Source organism: Diaphorobacter sp. HDW4A (genome assembly GCF_011305995.1).
In the GTDB taxonomy this organism is placed as follows: Bacteria; Pseudomonadota; Gammaproteobacteria; order Burkholderiales; family Burkholderiaceae_C; genus Diaphorobacter_A.
The window spans coordinates 3626279-3644221 of sequence record NZ_CP049910.1; the positions used below are offsets into that span (position 1 = coordinate 3626279).

A 17943-nucleotide genomic window follows, 5' to 3' on the forward strand; every position below is an offset into this window, starting at 1 on the left:
CAATCGGAGGCATGACGAACCAAGCCTCAACCGCCAACGATTTCGCCCGCATCGGCCGCGCCAACGACACGCTGCGCCCCGTGCGCATCACCCGCAACTACACCATGCATGCGGAAGGCTCGGTACTGATCGAGTTCGGCAACACCAAGGTGCTGTGCACCGCATCGATCGAAGAACGCGTGCCGCCGCACAAGCGCGGCAGCGGTGAAGGCTGGCTGACGGCCGAATACGGCATGCTGCCGCGCGCCACGCATTCGCGCTCCGACCGCGAAGCCGCTAAGGGCAAGCAGACCGGCCGCACGCAGGAAATCCAGCGCCTCATCGGCCGCAGCCTGCGCGCTGCGTTCGACCTTGCCAAGCTCGGCGAGCGCACCATCCAACTCGACTGCGACGTGATCCAAGCCGACGGTGGCACACGCACGGCAGCCATCACCGGCGCCTGGGTGGCAGCGCATGACGCGGTCACCAAGCTGCTCGAATCCGGCAAGCTCACCGAATCCCCGATCATCGCGGAGATCGCCGCCATCTCGGTCGGCATCGTCGGCACCCAGCCCATGCTCGACCTCGAATACCGCGAAGACGTCGCCTGCGACACTGACATGAACGTCGTGATGACCGGCGCAGGCCACTTCATCGAAATTCAGGGCACCGCAGAAGGAGCTGCCTTCTCCCGCAAGGAAATGGATCAGTTGCTGAACCTTGCAGAAAAAGGCATCGGCGAACTCATCACAATGCAAAAACAGTCCCTGAACTAACGGCATCCGCAGCGCACGCAGCCTCGGAACAAACACCACAACGCCAAGACTGCCCTTCAGACGCGAAGCCGCAGACCGTATGTTCACGGCAAGGCTTCGCAACAAAGTATGAAGGGCCGTCTTGGCCCCTCCAAACGAATGACCCATCGAAGCCGCAAGGCTTCGTACCACACAAAAACCAAAGATGAAAATCGTTCTGGCATCCAACAACAAGGGAAAGCTGGTGGAACTGCAAAGCATGCTCGAGCCGCTTGGCGTCGAGCTGATTCCGCAATCCCAACTCTTCACTGGCGAAGCCGAAGAACCCTACGACACCTTTGTCGAAAACGCCCTCACCAAGGCCCGCTTCGCTGCCGAAAAAACCGGCCTGCCTTCCATCGCCGACGATGCCGGCATGTGCGTGGAAGCCTTCGGTGGCCTGCCTGGCGTGCAGACCGCGTACTACTGCACGCAGTTCGGCTACGACAAGAGCGATGCCAACAACGTGCGCGCCCTGCTCGAGCAGATGGAGAACATCGACAACCGCCGCGCCACCATGGTGAGCACGCTGGTCGCCGTTCGCAGCGCCAAGGACCCCGAGCCACTGATTGCCGTGGGCCGCGTGCGCGGCGAGATTCTGCGCGAACCCAAGGGCACGAACGGCTTCGGCTTCGACCCCATCATGTTCATCCCCGAACTCGGCCACACCTTCGCACAGCTTCCGCCCGTCGTAAAGAATTCCTACAGCCACCGCGGCCGCGCCACGCAGCAGATGCTGGACATGCTGCGCGAAAACTGGTTCTGATCGATCACGCCACAAGATCGCAAACCCACATGAGCATCCCCATCGTTTCCGCAGACAAGGCAAACGCCCCCATCACCGGCAAGCCGCTGCGCTCCATCATGGACTACATGCGCCCCGGCGTGCTGCAGCTCACCAGCCTGCCGCAGCTGTCGCTCTACATCCACCTGCCCTGGTGCCTGAAAAAGTGCCCCTACTGTGATTTCAACTCGCACGAGGCACGCGGTGGCGCACACGACGAGAAGAGATACCTCGCAGCGCTGATGGCCGACCTCGAGGCGGCGCTGCCACTGATCTGGGGCCGTTCAGTCCACAGCATCTTCATCGGGGGCGGCACACCTAGCTTGTTCTCGCCCGAATCCATCGATCAGTTGCTCAGCGACGTGCGCGCACGCCTGCGGCTTGAGGCCGACTGCGAGATCACGATGGAGGCCAACCCCGGTACCTTCGAGAAGGACCGCTTTCGCGCCTACCGTGCGGCGGGTGTCACCCGCCTGTCCATCGGTGTGCAGAGCTTTGACGACCGCTTTCTCAAGGCACTCGGCCGTGTGCATGATGGCGCGCAGGCGATGGCCGCCGTCGAGGAGGCAGCGCAGGCGTTTGACACCTTCAATCTTGACATCATGTACGCCCTGCCCGGCCAGAGCCCGCTCGATCTGGAGCGCGATCTGCAGACCGCGCTGTCGTTCGCACCGCCGCACCTGTCGGTCTATCACCTGACCATCGAGCCCAACACCTACTTCGCCAAGTTCCCGCCCACGGTGCCCGACGAAGACACGGCCTACGACATGCTCGACCGCATCACCGAGCTGACCGGCGAAAAGGGCATGCGCCGCTACGAGATCTCGGCCTACGCACGCGCCAATCACGAATGCTGGCACAACACCAACTACTGGGAGTTCGGTGACTACCTCGGTATCGGCGCGGGCGCGCACAGCAAGCTGAGCTTCGCGCATCGCGTAGTGCGCCAGGTGCGCCTGCGTGATCCCGAACGCTACATGGAAGGCGCGCTCGCGGGCCTCGCCGTCGCTCAAGACGACGATGTGCGACGTGCGGATCTGCCGTTTGAATACATGCTCAACGCGCTGCGCCTACGCGAAGGTTTCTCGCTGCAAGACTACATGGACCGCACCGGCACGCCGCTGTCGACGATCGACGCAGGACTGAAGGAAGCCGAAGCCAAAGGACTCATCACGCGCAGTGGTCTGAAGATCCAGCCAACCGAACGCGGCTTCGATTTTCTGAGCGATCTGCAGTCGTTGTTTTTGACAGCCCCCTGAGACACTTCGCCCCGTCAGCCGCAACGCGCGGCGATGATCTTTCCGCTGTCATCGAGCTCGAGATTCAGGCGCTGCTGATCAAACTCCTTGGTCACCATCTGCCCCGGCCGCAGCACGCGCGCCATACGGGCACCTGCGCGCACACGTGCGTTCTCCGTCACGCTCGGCGTGGGCATCTTGCCCACCGCCCATTGCGCGGGCGGGGCATTGCAGATGTTGCCGGGTGGCGCAGTCGTCTTGCCGATAGGCTCGGGCGGCGGTGGTGGTGCGGAAGGCTTGGAACTGCCCGGCCCTTGCGGCGATACCGTCTGACATCCGGCCAACAGCAGCGCCACGCACAACGACAACAGTCCCGATGAAAGCGCTCGCATCGACAACCTTCTTTCCTGAGAAAAAACAAGCCTGCACCTTAACCCAAGTTGGAGGTCAGAGGGCAATCAACGGTAACGAGGCGATATTCATCATCGGCACAATCACCGCATGGCGAACAGCTCACGATGCAACCGCCAGCGCCCCGCTCCAATGCGTCTGCAAGCGTCCTTCAGGACCACGCCCAAACCCGCCGGTCCGCAAAACCAGATGTCGAGCCCGCATGCGCCATGCTGCTCCAGCGACTCGGGCGCAAAGAAATCTCCCACTGCCGCATCGTGCACCGTCAGATGCACCACAGGCACGGCCTGTTCACACAATTGCCGCACACGCGCCAGCAAGGCATCACCGACCGCATCGCGCGTGCAATAGTGCATCCACACCTCACCCTCGTGGGAATGTGCATGCACATGACCTGACTGCGGCTGGCGCGCTTCGAGAAAGGCAATGAACGGCGTGATACCCACACCACCCGCCACCCAGACCTGATCGCGCCCCGCCTCGCCGATGGCGTCAAACTGCCCATAAGGCCCTTCGATCTGCACGCTCTGCCCCACATGCAGCAGGGCCGAAAGCGCCGTTGTGCAGTCGCCCAGCGGTTTGATTAGAAAACGCAGCAACGGCTCGCCACGCGCATTGCAACCCAACGTCTCGGGCGCACCAGCAATGGTGAATGGATGCGCGCCCTCCACGCGATCAAACGTCAGAAACACGAACTGCCCGGGCCGAAATCCGCGCCAATCTCGGGGCATGGCGCACACCAGTTCCAAGGGCTGTTGGCCCTTGCCTGCACCGGCCGACGTCACGCTCTCGACGCGCGCATCGAATGTGCGCGAACGGCCAATGCGATCCGTCAACGAAACCAGCGCGGCCGCGCTTCCCACCGCAAACATCGATGCGAACAGCACACCCAGTGGCTCAAGCCAGACGCGCGCAGGCATCAGCACGATGGAGTGACATACCAGCGCGAGATAAATCAGCGGCATGGCGCGATGCGTCCACCGCCATCGCCTGTAGTTGAGCAGTTGCTGCCACAGCGTCACCAGCAACAGCGCGAGCAGAACGTAGAACGCCATCTCGCCAATGTCCTTGGCGGGCGAACGCAGCGCCCCGGCCCACGCCAACATCGCCTCGCGTGCAGGGCGTCCGGCACTGCCCCAGATGTCCTTGATCCAGCCACCCGACTCTTTCGCAAGCCAATGCGCAATGGCGGTTGCACCCGCGCCGATGCCCGCCCATTTGTGCAAGCGGTAAACCTGGTCCATGCCGCCCACCACACGCTCCATCCACGGCTGACGCAGCCCCAGCAGCATGCACATCGACATCAGCCCCACAGACAGCAGTCCGCTCAGATACAGCACATGCTGCCTGAGCGCCCACAACCCGGATGCCGCTCCATCAGCATCGACGAAGGGAACGGTGCGCCAGTCCGGCGGCGACACCGCAATCCACAGAACCGTGATGGCCGCGAGAAAAGCCCCCAGCACCCATTGCTTTTCGATGTGAAGCCTGCGCATTTTTTCTTACCCCCCGTCATGGTTTGCAAATGATCAGTGACGCAGCTTGGCCTGCTCGATGGTGCCGGATGTCGCATTCACATAGAGCTTCATCCGTTGGCCCTGCGCGTTGCTGGCCTTGGCTTCGTAGCGTCCGTCATCCCACTCGATCTCGCGGATGTCACGGTATCCGGCGGCTTCGATGCGGTCGTAGATCTGACGAAGGTTCAATGCGGGCGCAGCGGTGGTCACGGCCGCTGCGACAGGAGCTGCAGTGGGGGCGGTGTTGCCCTGAGCCACTGCGAGCGAGGCACCACCACCGATGGCGAGCACCAGCGCAAGCGGAGTGGCAACGCGGGTGAAGGTCTTGTGCGTGGTGGCAAAGCGTGAAGTGAACAACATGAAAAACTCCTTGAGTGACGATGGTGGAAAATGTTCGACACGGCCTTGTTCCTGTCCAGTTCCGTGTCTGCCTGCATTGTTCAAAACCATGCGTGAAAGCAAGCTGAATCAACCGTTCATCCAGGGTTCATCTTTGATTCGATATAAACAAACCGTCACGCAAACCGCACATCGATATCTCAATGCCCCCATCCACCATCAAGACCTCCTGGCGCAGCCGCTTGCTTTCCGCATTCGGCCTTGCGGCGCTGGCGTTCGGCCTGTGGTCGTTCGTGGGGGCTTCATCCAACATGCCGCAGGCTGGTGAGAGCGATCACGAGATGGCACGACGCGCGCTGCGCGAGGGCAAGGTGCTGCCGCTGCGCACCGTGCTCGCGCAGGTGGAACGCGACTTTCAGGGACAGGTGCTCGAGGTCGAGCTGGATCGTGAAGACGGCGTGTTCGTCTACGAGATCAAGCTGCTCCGGCAAGACGGTCAGCTCATGAAGCTCGAAGTCGATGCGGCCAGCGGACGGGTGATCAAGGCCAAGCAGAAAGGCGGTCACTGATGCGCATTCTGGTCGTCGAAGACGAGCCCACGCTGCAGGCGCAACTGGTGCGCGCGCTGGAGACCGCCAACCATACCGTCGAGACCGCGAGCGATGGCGCTGCGGCCCAATACCTCGGCGAGGTCGAGGACTACGATGCAGCGATTCTCGACCTCGGTCTACCCGTGGTCGATGGCCTCACCGTGCTGCGTAGCTGGCGCACGGCGGGCCGCAGCATGCCGGTGATGATTCTCACGGCGCGCGGCGCATGGCACGAGAAGGTCGCGGGCATGGACGCCGGAGCCGACGATTATCTCGCCAAGCCCTTCCACATGGAAGAGCTGCTCGCGCGCCTGCGCGCCTTGCTCAGGCGACTGGGCAACCAGTCCAGCGCCGAGTGGCAATGCGGCCCCATCCGGCTGGACACGCGGCAGGCGCGCGTGCTCGTCGATGGCCAGGCGCTCGTCGTCACCAGCCATGAATTCAAGATCCTCTCGCTGCTGATGCAGCGCGTGGGCGAGGTGTTTTCGCGCACCGAACTCTCCGAGCACATCTACCCGCAAGACAGCGACCGCGACTCCAACACCATCGAAGTGTTCATCGGCCGCCTGCGCAAAAAGCTCCCGCCCGGCAGCATCGAGACCGTGCGGGGCCTCGGCTACCGCCTCATCGATCCGAACGTCACTGCATGAGTGAGCCTGCGACGCTCCCTACATCGTCCGGTTCGCTGCGCACGCGCCTGCTGATCGGGGCGCTCGCATGGATCATCGTGACCCTCGCGCTCGCGGGCTGGGGTCTGCGCAATCTGTTCAAGGAGCACATAGAGCAACAGCTCGAAACCCAGCTGGTGCTGCACCTCAACCAGCTCAGCGCTGCCGTGAACGTGCAGCCCGGAGGCAAAATCGCCGTCATTCCGCTCGCCAGCGACAACCGTTTCGAGCAGCCACTCTCGGGCCTGTACTGGCAGATCGACGAGCTTCGGCTCGATGAGCAGCAGCACCCGCAGGTGACTCGCGAAGCCATGGCGCGCTCGCGCTCGCTCTGGGATCAGGCGCTGGCCATGCCGACTGCCGTGAGGTTCGCCACATCGGGCAAGAACTACCGCGCACTGACGCTGCACGACAGCGAGAACAACACACTGCTCGCCGTCACGCGCAACCTGCAATTGCCCGATGCCAACAGCCCGCCACTGCGCCTGACCATCGCGGCCGACAGTGCGCTGATGACCGAGCCCCTGCAGCGCTTCACCTCCATGCTGCTGCTCACGCTCGGCATACTTGCGCTCGGCCTCGCGATTGCCGTGTTGATTCAATTGCAACTCGCCCTGCAGCCACTCAAGCAGCTGCGCGAACGCCTGAGCGCCGTGCGCAACGGCGACGCAAGCACGCTCGAAGGCCGCTTTCCGCAGGAGCTGCAGCCGCTGGTCAACGAATTCAACAAGGTACTGCACACCAATGCCGAGATCGTGCAGCGCGCTCGCACGCAGGCGGGCAACCTCGCCCATGCGGTGAACACACCGCTTGCCATTCTGCGCAACGCAGCGGAGCATGAAACCGGTAGCCTCGCAAGACTCGTGACCGAGCAGGCCAGCACCGCCCAGCGCCAGATCGACCACCACCTCGCACGCGCCAGAGCTGCCTCCGCCGCGCGCTCATCAGGCCTGCGCACGCCGGTGCTCGCGCCGTTGCAGGCACTGCGCCGCACCATGGAAAAATTGCATGCCGAACGCGGGCTGCATTTCGACATGAACGATGTCCCACCCGAGCTCGCCTTTCGTGGCGAGGAACAGGATTTCTTCGAACTCATGGGCAACGTGATCGACAACGCGGGCAAGTGGGCGACGGGCCGCGTGGTCGTCAACGCGGCGCTCTCGCATGATTCCATGATGCTCGAGATCACCGTCGACGATGATGGTCCGGGCCTCTCCGAACACGAGCGCGAACTCGTCTTTCAGCGCGGCATGCGCCTTGATGAACAGCGCCCCGGATCGGGCCTTGGTCTCGACATCGTGCGCGATCTCGCTCAGACCTACGGCGGCGAGGTGCAGGCGCTGGAGTCGCCCATGGGCGGCCTGCGCATGCGCCTGCTTCTGCCCGCCAACATGACCCGCTACGACGGCGAATGAACGCGCCCGTCGGGCACGTCGAAGGTCTGCGCAAGCCGCTCGGCCACCGCGCGCAACTCTGGCGCCCAACGCATCAGATCGTCGATGCCCATGCGGTCGTCGCTCACCTGGATCGCGACCGCCGCGCCGACCTTCTTCGGGCCCAGCATCACCGGCACGGCAATCGCGACCACGCCGGGGATGTACTCGCCGGTGTTCACACCGAGGCGGCGCTTACGCGTCTCTTCCAGATCGTCCTTCAACCGCTCGGCATCGCAGATGCTCAGCTCGGTCCAGCGCCGCAGTGGCAGGCTGCGCAGCAGGCGTTCGCGCTGCGCCTTCGGCAAAAAGCTCATCAGCAGCTTGCCGCTGGCCGTGCAGTGAAACGGCACGCGCGTGCCCGGCACAAGCTTGGTGCTCGCGCTCCAGTTGGCCTCCACGCGGTCGAGATAGACGACCGAGTCGCCGCCCGAGATCGCGAGATTGCAGCTCGCCTGCACCTTGTCGGCGAGCTCCTGAAGAATCGCGCGTCGCTCGGCCGCAGGTCCCGTGGTCATCAGCAGATTGATCGCCATCTGCCGCACCCGGCTCGAACAGACGTAGTGCTTGCCCGGACCGTCGCGGTTCACGAGCCACGCGCTTTCGAGCTGCTTGAGCAGCCGGTGCACCGACTGCTTGGGCAGGTCCATGCGCGTACTGATGTCCATGAGCGTGAGCGGCTCGCGCGCCTGCGCCAGCAGCTCGACGATGCGGAAGGCGCGGATAGCTGCGGCATTGGATTGGGTCGAGGACATGGGGCGATCTTGTCCCGAAAAATGCACTTTTGAATCCGGATTGCCCCTCACGTCGCACAAAACGCAAAAAACGGGACTCGCCCGTTTCGCGACCGCCTAGCCTGTGAATCAGACAGGCATGGAGAGCAGGCGCACACGGTCACTGGATTGATCTGCTGACACAGCGTGCGCACTTTCTTCTGGCTTGTTCAAACGCAGTACGCGAAGACCAGAACGACATCAAGGAGCAACACTATGGAAGTGCAGGAGACACAACGCGACCCTCAGCTGCTGGCCGCGCAGCAGACCATTGCCGAACTCATGCGGCGTGCGCGTGCGGCACATGCCAACTTCGCGCAGCTCGGTCAACAAGGTATGGACGACGCAGTTTCGGCAGTGGGCTGGGCGATCATGGAGCCTGGCCGCAACCGCCAGATGGCCGAGTTGGCGGTGCGCGAAACCAGCCTTGGCAACGTCAATGACAAGATCACCAAGAACCACCGCAAGACGCTCGGCCTGCTGCGTGACTTGAAGGGCGTTCGCACGCACGGCGTGATCTCTGAGAACAAGGCCAAGGGCATCACCGAGATCGCACGCTCCGTCGGCGTGGTCGCCGCGATCACGCCCTCCACCAACCCCGGCGCGACGCCCGCCAACAACATCATCAACGCGCTCAAGTGCGGCAATGCGGTGATCGTCGCGCCCTCGCCCAAGGGCCTCGGCGTGAGCCAGTTGCTGATCGACTTCATCCATGCGGAACTGCGCAAGTGCGGCCTGCCGGTCGATCTGGTGCAGACGCTGCCCAGCCCCATCAGCAAGGCGCTGACCGCCGAGCTGATGCGCCAGGCCGATCTGGTGATCGCCACCGGCTCGCAAGCCAACGTGCGCATGGCCTACACCTGCGGCACGCCCGCGTTCGGCGTGGGCGCGGGCAATGTGGCGTCCATTGTGGACAGCTCGGCGAATCTCGCCGAAGCGGCCGGTCTGATCCTTGCCTCCAAGACCTTCGACAACGCCACCAGTTGCTCGTCGGAAAACAGCATGGTGCTGCTGGCCGACATTCGGGACGACATGCTGCAAGCGATGCAGGCTCGCGGCGGGCTGCTGCTGAACACCGAAGAAAAAGAGCGGCTGCAGAACATCATGTGGCGCGGCGGCAAGCTCAGCGAAGTGGTCACCGGCAAGTCCGCCAGAGTCATCGCCGAGCTGGCCGGAATCGACTGGCGCGGCCGCATCGCGACCGATGCACCCACGGCGCTTCTGGTCGACGAAACCGGCATAGGCAGCGATCATCTTTTCTCCGGCGAGAAGCTCTCGCCCGTGCTCACGGTCTACACGGCAAAGGACTTCAACGACGCCGCCGCCGTCGTGCGCCGCATTTACGGCTACATGGGCGCGGGGCATTCGGTGAGTCTGCATTCGCAGGACGACGAACAGGCGCTGTACCTCGCGCAGAACCTGCCGGTGGCGCGCGTGATCCTCAATCAGGCGCACTGCTTCGCGACCGGTGGCAACTTCAACAACGGGCTGCCATTCTCGCTGTCCATGGGCTGCGGCACCTGGGGCGGCAACAACTTCTCGGACAACCTCAACTACCGCTTCTACATGAACGTGACGCGCGTCGCGCGAACGATTGCCGAGAACAAGCCATCGGTCGACGACATGCTGGGCGACTGGTTCCGGAGGTACGGCGCATGACCATCCACGCATCCCCACAAAACCTTCGCGAGCTGATCGACGCGCGCGCTGCCGGGCGCGGCTCGGCCTCGTTCATGCTCAACGCGCAGAACGACGCCAGCCTCTCGTTCGCGCAGCTGAAGGCGGAGACCGACAAGCTGCGCTCCAACCTCGCGCAAGCTGGACTTGCGCCCGGAGACAAGGTCTCGGTCTACCTGCCCAACGGGCCGCTGCCCGCCATCTTGCTGCTGGGAATCATGGCAAGCGGGCTGGTGGTCAATCCGGTCAATCTGCTGAGCCAGCCGTCGCAGCTCCTGCATGTGCTGCGCCATTCGGACACGCGGCTGGTGTTCACCTGCCGCGAGTATCTGCCCCCGCTCGAGCAGGCGCTTGCACAGATCGAACGCCGCATCGCCATCGTTCTCTGCGATCCAGAATCGATGCATGTGCCGTGGGTGCCCGAACTGTCCGCAGACGGTGCGGCCAATGCGGACGCCGATTCGGATTCGCTCGCTACCCATGCCATTTCCAGCGACGAACCCGCGCTCATCATGTACACCTCGGGCACCACCGGCGTGCCCAAGGGCGTGCTGCTGAGTCACGCCAATCTGCTCGCCAACGCGGCTGCGACGACCGAAGCGCACCAGTTGAATGCGAGCGACCGCGTGATGGTGTCGCTGCCGCTCTATCACATCAACGCGCTGGTGGTGGCGCTGATCACGCCGCTGTTCCATGGCGGCTCGCTGGTCATGGCACCTAAGTTTTCGGCCAAGACCTTCTGGGCCGATGTGTGCCGATTCGAGTGCACCTGGATCAACGTGGTGCCGACGATCATCGCCTACCTGCTCAACGACGAGGCGGACAATGAGTCAAACAACGACGGCGCGCGCGATCTCTCGCGTCTCAGGTTCTGCCGCTCGGCCTCGGCGGCGCTCGCGCCCGAGCACCACCGCGCGTTCGAGGCGCGCTTCGGCCTCGGCATCATCGAGACCATGGGCCTGACCGAAACCGCTGCGCCTTCGTTCAGCAACCCGCTTGACGCCAACGCGCGGCGCGTGGGCAGTGTCGGCCAACCCACGGGCGCACTCGCGGCGATCATGGACATCGACGGCCGCTTTCTGCCTGCCGGTGAGCGCGGCGAGATCGTGCTGCAAGGCCCCAACGTGATGCTCGGCTACTACAAGGACCCGAGCAGAACCAAGGACGCCTTCACCAGCGACGGCTGGCTGCGCACCGGAGACATCGGTTATCAGGATGCCGACGGCTTCTTCTACGTGACCGGCCGCTCCAAGGAACTCATCATCAAGGGCGGCGAAAACATCGCGCCGCGCGAGATCGACGAGGCCGTGCTCAAGCATCCCAAGGTGCTGGACGCCGCAGCTGTGGGCGTTCCCCATCCCGAATATGGACAGGAGATCGCCGTCTATCTGGTGATGCGCGACGGCGCTGAATTCGACGCCGCCGACCTGCGACGCCACTGCCTTGTCGAGTTGGGCAACTACAAATGCCCTAGCCGCTTCGTGCAGATGGACGAGCTGCCACGCGGCCCGTCCGGAAAGCTGCAGCGGCTCAAGCTGCTGGAGCAACCGGCCTGATCCACGCGCCCCTCATTTCAACCGCTGATCGAACGAAAGGATTCCTGAACTGGCGCGTGTGCGCGCAACGGAAACAACGCCGCGCACACCTTCTTCTACCGTGAATTGAAAAAAGGGCTCGCCGACCGCCAAGGTCAGGACAGAGACCCAAGGAGACAAACATGCAACGTAGAGTCAAAACCCATCACATGATCCTCGGCGTGATGTGCCTGATGTACTTCATCGCCTACATCGACCGGGTCAACATGTCGGTCGCAGCGCCCCTTCTCAAGGAAGAAATGGGCCTCAGCAATCTGCAGCTCGGCCTCGTGTTCTCGGCCTTCGCCTACCCCTATGCAGCCATGCAGATCATGGGTGGCTGGCTGGCTGACCGCTTCGGTCCGCACAAAGTGCTTACCGTGCTCTCGCTGATCTGGGGAGTGGCCACGCTGCTCACCGGATTTGTCGGATCGCTCGTGTCGCTGCTGATTCTGCGGCTCGCGCTTGGGCTTGGTGAAGGCGGTGCATTTCCAACCGCCACGCGCGCGTTCACCTACTGGATTCCGGTCTCGCAACGCGGCTTTGCGCAGGGCATCACGCATTCGTTCTCGCGGCTCGGCGGCGCGGTGACGCCACCACTCGTGTTCCTGATCATCGCGATGGCGGGGTGGCGTGAATCCTTCGTGGTGCTGGGCATCATCAGCCTCGGCTGGACCGTGCTCTACTGGTTCACCTTCCGCGACACGCCGCAGCAGCACCCGCGCATCACCGAAGCGGAGATCGCGGAAATCAACGAAGGGCGCCCCGTCAAAGCCAAACAGGAAAAAGGCCCCACACCCTGGAAGCGCCTGATCGGCGGCATGTGGAAAGTGACCTTGGTGGACTTCTGCTACGGCTGGACACTCTGGGTGTTCCTCACCTGGCTGCCCTCGTACCTGAAAGACGCACGCGGCTTCAACCTCAAGGAAATGGCCATCTTCACCGCCCTGCCGCTGCTTGCCGGCGTGGTCGGCGACACACTGGGTGGGGTCATCTCGGACAAGCTCTACCAACGCACCGGCAATCTGCGCTTCGCACGCATCTCAGTACTGGTGTTCGGCATGGTCGGTGCGCTGATCTTCATGGTGCCGATGATCTCCGCCGAAAGCGCCATGAATGCCGTGCTGCTGCTCTCCGCCTCGTTCTTCTGTCTAGAACTGACCAACGCCGTGCTCTGGAGCCTGCCGCTCGACATCGCGGGCGACTACGCCGGAACGGCCTCGGGCATGATGAACACCGGCTTCGGCGTCGCAGGCATGATCTCGCCCGTCGCCTTTGGCTACCTGATTCAGAGCACCGGCAGCTACTCCCTGCCGTTCATGATCTCGGCGGGCTTGCTCGGCTTCGGGGCGTTCGTCGCGCTGTTCATCAATCCGCTGCAGACGGTCAAGCGCGAGGTGCCGTCGCTGCCAGCTGGCGTGCAGTTGTCAGGAGTGGGTTCGGCCTGAGGTTCTGCTGAATACGTTCGGGCATGAAAAAAGGACTTGGCTGCATGAGCCAAGTCCTTTTGTCGTCTGGTAGGGCCTCCCAGAGTCGAACTGGGCACCAATGGATTATGAGTGCGGTTGTGGCTAACGTTGCTTTTCGCCTCTCGTCGCCCTCTGTAGACAACGGACGTTAACAACATCAGCAGCCCTGCGGGTTCAAACGGTCAGTCTCGATTAACCGTGGCTGGCCTCGTTGAATGCACGGGGCAGCAAACGTGCGATCTATTGCTACAAAAGGCACGGGTTTCGTAGCCACTACGTAGCAAGATTTCCCGCATGCACAAAGACCAACCGACCCCCAGCAATCGCCTGAACTTCACAAAGCGCGATCTTGACCGGCTGCCACTCCCGACAGCCGGCGTGGCCTACCATTACGACACGGAGGCTAAGGGACTCGCGATCAGTGTCGGCAAGACCGGTCGAAAGAGTTTTCTGCTGTACCGCAAGATCAACGGCAGGCCTGAGCGCATCAAAATCGGGCGCTATCCGGATGTCAGCATCGGGCAAGCTCGCGACACTGTCACAGCCTTGAACGCTGACATCGCAAGGGACATCAACCCTGCCGAGGCGATGCGCGACCGGCGCAAAGAGATAACGCTGGCCGAGTTCTTCAAGGAGTACTACAAGCGCCACTCACTCGTCCACAAGGTGTCTCACAAGGAAGACATCGAGAAGTTCGAGCGACACATCAACACGAATAAGTACGGCGTGAACCTTGCGAAGCTGCGGCTGTCGGACATCACGCGTGCCCAGCTGATCTCACATCACGCAAAGATGGGCAACATCCCGACGACCGCCAACCGCGTGATTGCGCTGATCAGCTCGATGTACAGCCGCGCCATCCAGTGGGGGGACTTCGACGGTAACCATCCCTGTCGGGGCATGGACAAGTTCAAGGAAAAATCCCGCTCAAGATTTGTACTCCCTGACGAGATGCCCCGCCTCATGTTGGCCATGGAGCATGAATCGAACGAGCTGGTGCGTGACTTCGTCAAGCTCGCCCTGTACACGGGGGCACGCCGCAGCAATGTGCTGGCGATGCAGTGGCCGGATGTGCACCTTGAACGCAGGGAATGGCAAATCGCCATGACCAAGAACGGCGAGCCTCAGACCGTGTTGCTGACCCCTGAGGCCATCGAGGTGCTGGAGCGACGAAAAAAGGACGCCCAAGGCAGCAAGTCGCTTTTCGTGTTCCCCGGTTCTGGCGAGACCGGCCATTTAGTGGAGCCACGAGGGGCTTGGGAGCGCATGCTGGCGCGTAGCACGGCATTGGGTCTGGTGGAGGCGTTAGCGGAGAAGGCAACGGCCAAGACCTTCGACTACCAATTGGCCCTTGAAGAGGCCGTCGACTTCCCGGTCCAGACCATCGAACGCTACACCCCGTTGGCAGAGAAGCACGGGCTCCACCTGAAACATTACGAAATGCGTGACCTAAAAATCCACGACTTGCGCCGCACGCTGGGCTCTTGGCTGGCCAGCAGCGGCACCAGCCTGCCGATCATCGGGAAGGTGCTGAACCACAAGACCCCGGAGGCCACCAAGGTCTACGCCCGCTTGATGGTAGCCCCAGTTCGCAACGCCATGGAAGACGCCACGGCAGCCATGCGCAGAACCGGCGAGGTTTGAAACCACGGCACGGGGCCGATTGAATTCCGCATCACTTGAACAAAAGTAATGCGAATATTAAACTCACCCCTTATGCACCAATCTGACCACATCCTCGAACTGGCCCGGCACCGGCGCGTGCTACGGGCGGCGGATGTGCGCGAGCACGGCTGGTCGCCGCAGCTTCTGCTCCGGCTGCACCAAGCTGGCAAGCTGCAACGGTTCGCCCGTGGCCTGTACGGACTGCCCGATGCCGAAGTCACCGAGCACCAGACGCTGATCGAGGTCTGCCAACGTGTGCCCAAGGCCGTGCTGTGCCTTCTGAGTGCGCTGCAATTCCATGAGATCGGCACGCAAATGTCGCACGAAGTGTGGATCGCGCTGCCCGAGGGGACACAAACCCCGGCCCTGAGCTACCCCACGCTGCGCATCACGCGCCTGCGCGGCACCGCCTACAGCGACGGCATCGAGACCGTGACCGACCACGGCGCCTCTATCCGCGTGTACAGCGCCGCCAAGACGGTGACCGACTGCTTCAAGTTCCGCAACAAGATCGGTCTGGACGTGGCACTGGAGGCGCTGAAAGACGCTTGGCGCAGCCGCAAAGTCACCATGGCCGAGCTGAACCACTTCGCCAAAATCAACCGGGTTGAACGTGTCATGCAGCCCTACCTAGAGGCGGTGACGCAATGATCGGCAACCTCTCCGCGTCGATCCTGGCCCGACTGCTGACCCTCGCTAAGCAACGCGGCGACGACTACAACCTGCTGCTCAACCGCTTCGGCATGGAGCGCCTGCTGGCCCGCGTCAGCACGTCCCCGCACGCTGACCGCTTCCTGCTCAAGGGCGCCCTGCTCTTCGCACTCTGGTATGACACCCCTCACCGGCCGACCAGAGACGCCGACTTGCTCGGCTTCGGCCCCGACGATGAGGCAAACCTGATCGCCACCTTCCGCGACATCGCCGCCATGGACCTGGGCGACGGCATCGTGTTTGACCCCGACTCCGTGAAGGCCGATGCCATTCGCGAGGACAACACCTACGGCGGCACCCGCATCACGCTGGTGGCACGCATCGGCTCCGCACGCTGCGCACTTCAGATCGACGTAGGTTTCGGTGATGCCGTGACGCCGGGGCCACAGACGGTGGCTTACCCCACCTTGCTGGGCGACTTCCCAGCCCCCACGCTGCGGGTCTATCCCGTCTACACAGTGATCGCCGAGAAGTACCAGGCCATGGTGATGCTGGGACAAGCGAACAGCCGCATGAAGGACTTCTTCGACCTCGCGGTAATAGCAAGGCGCACGGAACTGGACGGCGCCACGCTGGCCGCAGCCATCGCCGCAACCTTTGCCCGGCGTCAGACCGCCCTGCCCACCGAGCGCCCCTTGGCCCTGACCAAGCAGTTCAGCGCAGATACCGCCAAGCTGAGGCAGTGGCAGGCCTTTCTGAACAAGAACCGCATTGAAGCCGCCAGCCTGGGTGACACCGTGGCGCTGCTGGACGACCTGCTGTGGCCGCCAACGGAGGTTGCCGCCGCGGGCAGTCAGGCAAAGGCCACTTGGCGCCCTGACGCACTGCGCTGGGTCTGACCCCGCACGCAACCACTTCGGACTGCATCAAAGCAGCGAAGGAATCTTCCGCTTCTCGACTGGCCGGATGTACCGCGCCAGCACGGCATCGCTGCGGTGCCCGGTCTGCTCGCGGATGAGCCATGTGGGCAACGATGCCATTGCCGCCGTGGTCACGTAGCCTGCGCGAAGGCTGTGGCCCGAAAACTCCTCCGGTTCACGCCCCATGGCCTTGGCAGCACGCTTCACGATCAAGGCGACCGACTGCGCCGCCAGCGGATCATCCGACACCGCGCCCCCTTTCGTGACCGACCGGAACAGCCAGCCTGTTTCGATGCGTGCCACCTCCAGCCAAGCCCGCAGGCTCTGGATGGGGCATCGCTCGCCGCTGGCCTGCGGCAGGAACACCGAGCGCCCCTTGCCGAACTGATCGGTCTTGGAGAACCGCAGCAGCACTTCCGCATGCGTCTCATGGAAGGCCACGTCCTCCACCCGCAAGGCCACCAGCTCAGCGCGACGGAACGCACCAGCAAAACCGACCAGCAGCAAGGCCCTGTCTCGCGCTGCCTTGGTGGGGTGTGACTTCTGCTGGTCGAGCACGGCCAGCATCTCCAGTAGCACGTCGCGGGTGATTGGTTTCACCGCACGCTGGCGGGTGCCGTGCTGGCGGCGGATGCCTTTCATGGTCGCCACGACCACGTCGGCCCGCGTCGGTGACTGCAGCCCTTGGTCGCGGTGGGCCTGTGCTATGGACACGCAGCGCCGCTCCAGCGTCGCCACTTTCATGGCCGGGGCCAACTTGGCCAAGTACTCCGCCACCATGGCTGGTGTTGCCGGTATGGCCCCGCCGTGCTGGATGAAATGGCGCACGTCGCTGGCATAGGCCCGCTTGGTGGCTTTCGAGCTGGCAGAGGCGACATAACCAGCCACGGAGCCAGTCGGCGGCTTCTCTGCCGTTTTGGCTGCGGTGCTGGCGGTGGATTCTTCGCTCGATGCTGGCGATTTGGTGCCAGCCGATGCGTGCGGCTTTTTGGTAGTCATTTTGGTAGTGATAAGTGCGTGCTATCGCTACGAACGCAGCGACAAAAAAGCCGTGCGGCGCGAACGCGGCACGGCGGAATGGTTTAGCGGTAACTTTGGCGGCGAGTGGCCTACGGTGGCCGGGGGGTGGCATCAGCCAAGTGCTCACGGCATGACGCCGACAGCGCAAAGCAACAGCCCGCCAATTCCCCCAACTCGGCCATGAGCCAGCCCAGCGACTCAATGGCATCGCCAGAGATTTCCCCAGTGTCCATTTCGGGCGCGGCACGGACCAGCAGCAAGCCAATCGCTGATAGCCCGAGTTGGGCGACCTGCATCGTGTCTTGGGCGTGCTCTGCCAGCGCGGACAAATCGGCAGGGTTTGAGGCGCTGTAGTCCACCTCACCGGAAGACGAAATGGTCAGCTTCGGCAATACGGCCAGCAAGTCCCGCATGGGCCGGTGGCGCGGCATCGCGGCCATG

The 17943-nt window shown here is 63.1% G+C and carries 18 protein-coding genes; 12 read left to right on the forward strand and 6 right to left on the reverse strand.

Annotated elements, in window-relative coordinates; genetic code table 11:
• The first annotated feature begins 11 nt into the window (after positions 1–11).
• The 3 genes from rph to hemW all read left to right on the forward strand — a co-directional run bounded on the left by rph (position 12) and on the right by hemW (position 2816).
• The gene (gene rph / locus G7047_RS16525; protein WP_166307701.1) at positions 12–755 is read left to right on the forward strand and encodes a ribonuclease PH; all 744 of its coding nucleotides are present in this window, start codon (positions 12–14) and stop codon (positions 753–755) included.
• Between the two features lie 184 nt (positions 756–939).
• Positions 940–1539, forward strand: coding sequence for an RdgB/HAM1 family non-canonical purine NTP pyrophosphatase (gene rdgB / locus G7047_RS16530; RefSeq protein ID WP_166307704.1), 600 nt, complete (start codon positions 940–942; stop codon positions 1537–1539).
• A gap of 29 nt (positions 1540–1568) precedes the next feature.
• Entirely contained in the window at positions 1569–2816 is a 1248-nt protein-coding gene (gene hemW / locus G7047_RS16535) for a radical SAM family heme chaperone HemW (RefSeq protein WP_166307707.1), read from the forward strand.
• Between the two features lie 14 nt (positions 2817–2830).
• On the opposite strand, the gene G7047_RS16540 is transcribed toward hemW, so the two are convergent.
• The 3 genes from G7047_RS16540 to G7047_RS16550 all read right to left on the reverse strand — a co-directional run bounded on the left by G7047_RS16540 (position 2831) and on the right by G7047_RS16550 (position 5083).
• Positions 2831–3187, reverse strand: coding sequence for an I78 family peptidase inhibitor (locus G7047_RS16540; protein WP_166307710.1), 357 nt, complete (start codon positions 3185–3187; stop codon positions 2831–2833).
• Between the two features lie 102 nt (positions 3188–3289).
• Positions 3290–4702 carry a ferric reductase-like transmembrane domain-containing protein gene (locus G7047_RS16545; protein ID WP_240939156.1) on the reverse strand — a complete coding sequence of 471 codons (1413 nt, stop codon included), beginning with the start codon at positions 4700–4702 and terminating at the stop codon, positions 3290–3292.
• Positions 4703–4735: 33 nt separating this feature from the next.
• Entirely contained in the window at positions 4736–5083 is a 348-nt protein-coding gene (locus G7047_RS16550; RefSeq protein WP_166307724.1) for a PepSY domain-containing protein, read from the reverse strand.
• Between the two features lie 182 nt (positions 5084–5265).
• Here G7047_RS16550 and G7047_RS16555 point away from each other — a divergent pair, with 182 nt between their 5' ends.
• Genes G7047_RS16555 through G7047_RS16565 form a run of 3 tightly spaced genes read left to right on the forward strand, consistent with a single transcriptional unit; the run spans position 5266 to position 7735 of the window.
• Positions 5266–5631 carry a PepSY domain-containing protein gene (locus tag G7047_RS16555; protein ID WP_205904644.1) on the forward strand — a complete coding sequence of 122 codons (366 nt, stop codon included), beginning with the start codon at positions 5266–5268 and terminating at the stop codon, positions 5629–5631.
• Positions 5631–6302 (forward strand): response regulator transcription factor, encoded by a 672-nt coding sequence (locus G7047_RS16560; protein WP_166307726.1) that lies wholly within the window; start codon positions 5631–5633, stop codon positions 6300–6302. The genes G7047_RS16555 and G7047_RS16560 overlap by 1 nt, the downstream gene beginning before the upstream one ends.
• On the forward strand, positions 6299–7735 hold the full coding sequence (locus G7047_RS16565; RefSeq protein ID WP_166307729.1) for an ATP-binding protein: 1437 nt from the start codon (positions 6299–6301) through the stop codon (positions 7733–7735). Before G7047_RS16560 ends, G7047_RS16565 begins: the two co-directional genes overlap by 4 nt.
• Here G7047_RS16565 and G7047_RS16570 read toward each other — a convergent pair.
• The gene (locus tag G7047_RS16570) at positions 7720–8508 is read right to left on the reverse strand and encodes an IclR family transcriptional regulator (protein ID WP_166307731.1); all 789 of its coding nucleotides are present in this window, start codon (positions 8506–8508) and stop codon (positions 7720–7722) included. The two genes, G7047_RS16565 and G7047_RS16570, sit on opposite strands and share 16 nt — an antisense overlap.
• Before the next feature lie 234 nt (positions 8509–8742).
• Between G7047_RS16570 and G7047_RS16575 the strand changes: the two genes are divergently transcribed.
• The 6 genes from G7047_RS16575 to G7047_RS16600 all read left to right on the forward strand — a co-directional run bounded on the left by G7047_RS16575 (position 8743) and on the right by G7047_RS16600 (position 16461).
• Positions 8743–10185, forward strand: a complete 1443-nt coding sequence (locus G7047_RS16575; protein ID WP_166307733.1) for an aldehyde dehydrogenase family protein — start codon at positions 8743–8745, stop codon at positions 10183–10185.
• Positions 10182–11759, forward strand: a complete 1578-nt coding sequence (locus G7047_RS16580; RefSeq protein WP_166307735.1) for an AMP-binding protein — start codon at positions 10182–10184, stop codon at positions 11757–11759. The genes G7047_RS16575 and G7047_RS16580 overlap by 4 nt, the downstream gene beginning before the upstream one ends.
• A 161-nt stretch (positions 11760–11920) precedes the next feature.
• Positions 11921–13225 (forward strand): MFS transporter, encoded by a 1305-nt coding sequence (locus tag G7047_RS16585; RefSeq protein ID WP_166307737.1) that lies wholly within the window; start codon positions 11921–11923, stop codon positions 13223–13225.
• A gap of 315 nt (positions 13226–13540) precedes the next feature.
• Positions 13541–14890 carry a site-specific integrase gene (locus G7047_RS16590; protein ID WP_166307739.1) on the forward strand — a complete coding sequence of 450 codons (1350 nt, stop codon included), beginning with the start codon at positions 13541–13543 and terminating at the stop codon, positions 14888–14890.
• A 72-nt stretch (positions 14891–14962) separates the two neighbouring features.
• On the forward strand, positions 14963–15562 hold the full coding sequence (locus tag G7047_RS16595) for an AbiEi antitoxin N-terminal domain-containing protein (RefSeq protein ID WP_205904645.1): 600 nt from the start codon (positions 14963–14965) through the stop codon (positions 15560–15562).
• Positions 15559–16461: a nucleotidyl transferase AbiEii/AbiGii toxin family protein gene (locus tag G7047_RS16600; protein WP_166307743.1), complete on the forward strand. Its 903-nt coding sequence runs from the start codon at positions 15559–15561 to the stop codon at positions 16459–16461. Before G7047_RS16595 ends, G7047_RS16600 begins: the two co-directional genes overlap by 4 nt.
• A 27-nt stretch (positions 16462–16488) precedes the next feature.
• Here G7047_RS16600 and G7047_RS16605 read toward each other — a convergent pair whose 3' ends face one another.
• Together G7047_RS16605 and G7047_RS16610 are read right to left on the reverse strand one after the other, a co-directional pair.
• Complete coding sequence (locus tag G7047_RS16605) at positions 16489–17481, reverse strand: site-specific integrase (protein WP_240939157.1); 993 nt, start codon at positions 17479–17481, stop codon at positions 16489–16491.
• Positions 17482–17591: 110 nt separating this feature from the next.
• Positions 17592–17942 carry a hypothetical protein gene (locus G7047_RS16610; protein WP_166307745.1) on the reverse strand — a complete coding sequence of 117 codons (351 nt, stop codon included), beginning with the start codon at positions 17940–17942 and terminating at the stop codon, positions 17592–17594.
• Between the last annotated feature and the right edge of the window lies 1 nt (position 17943).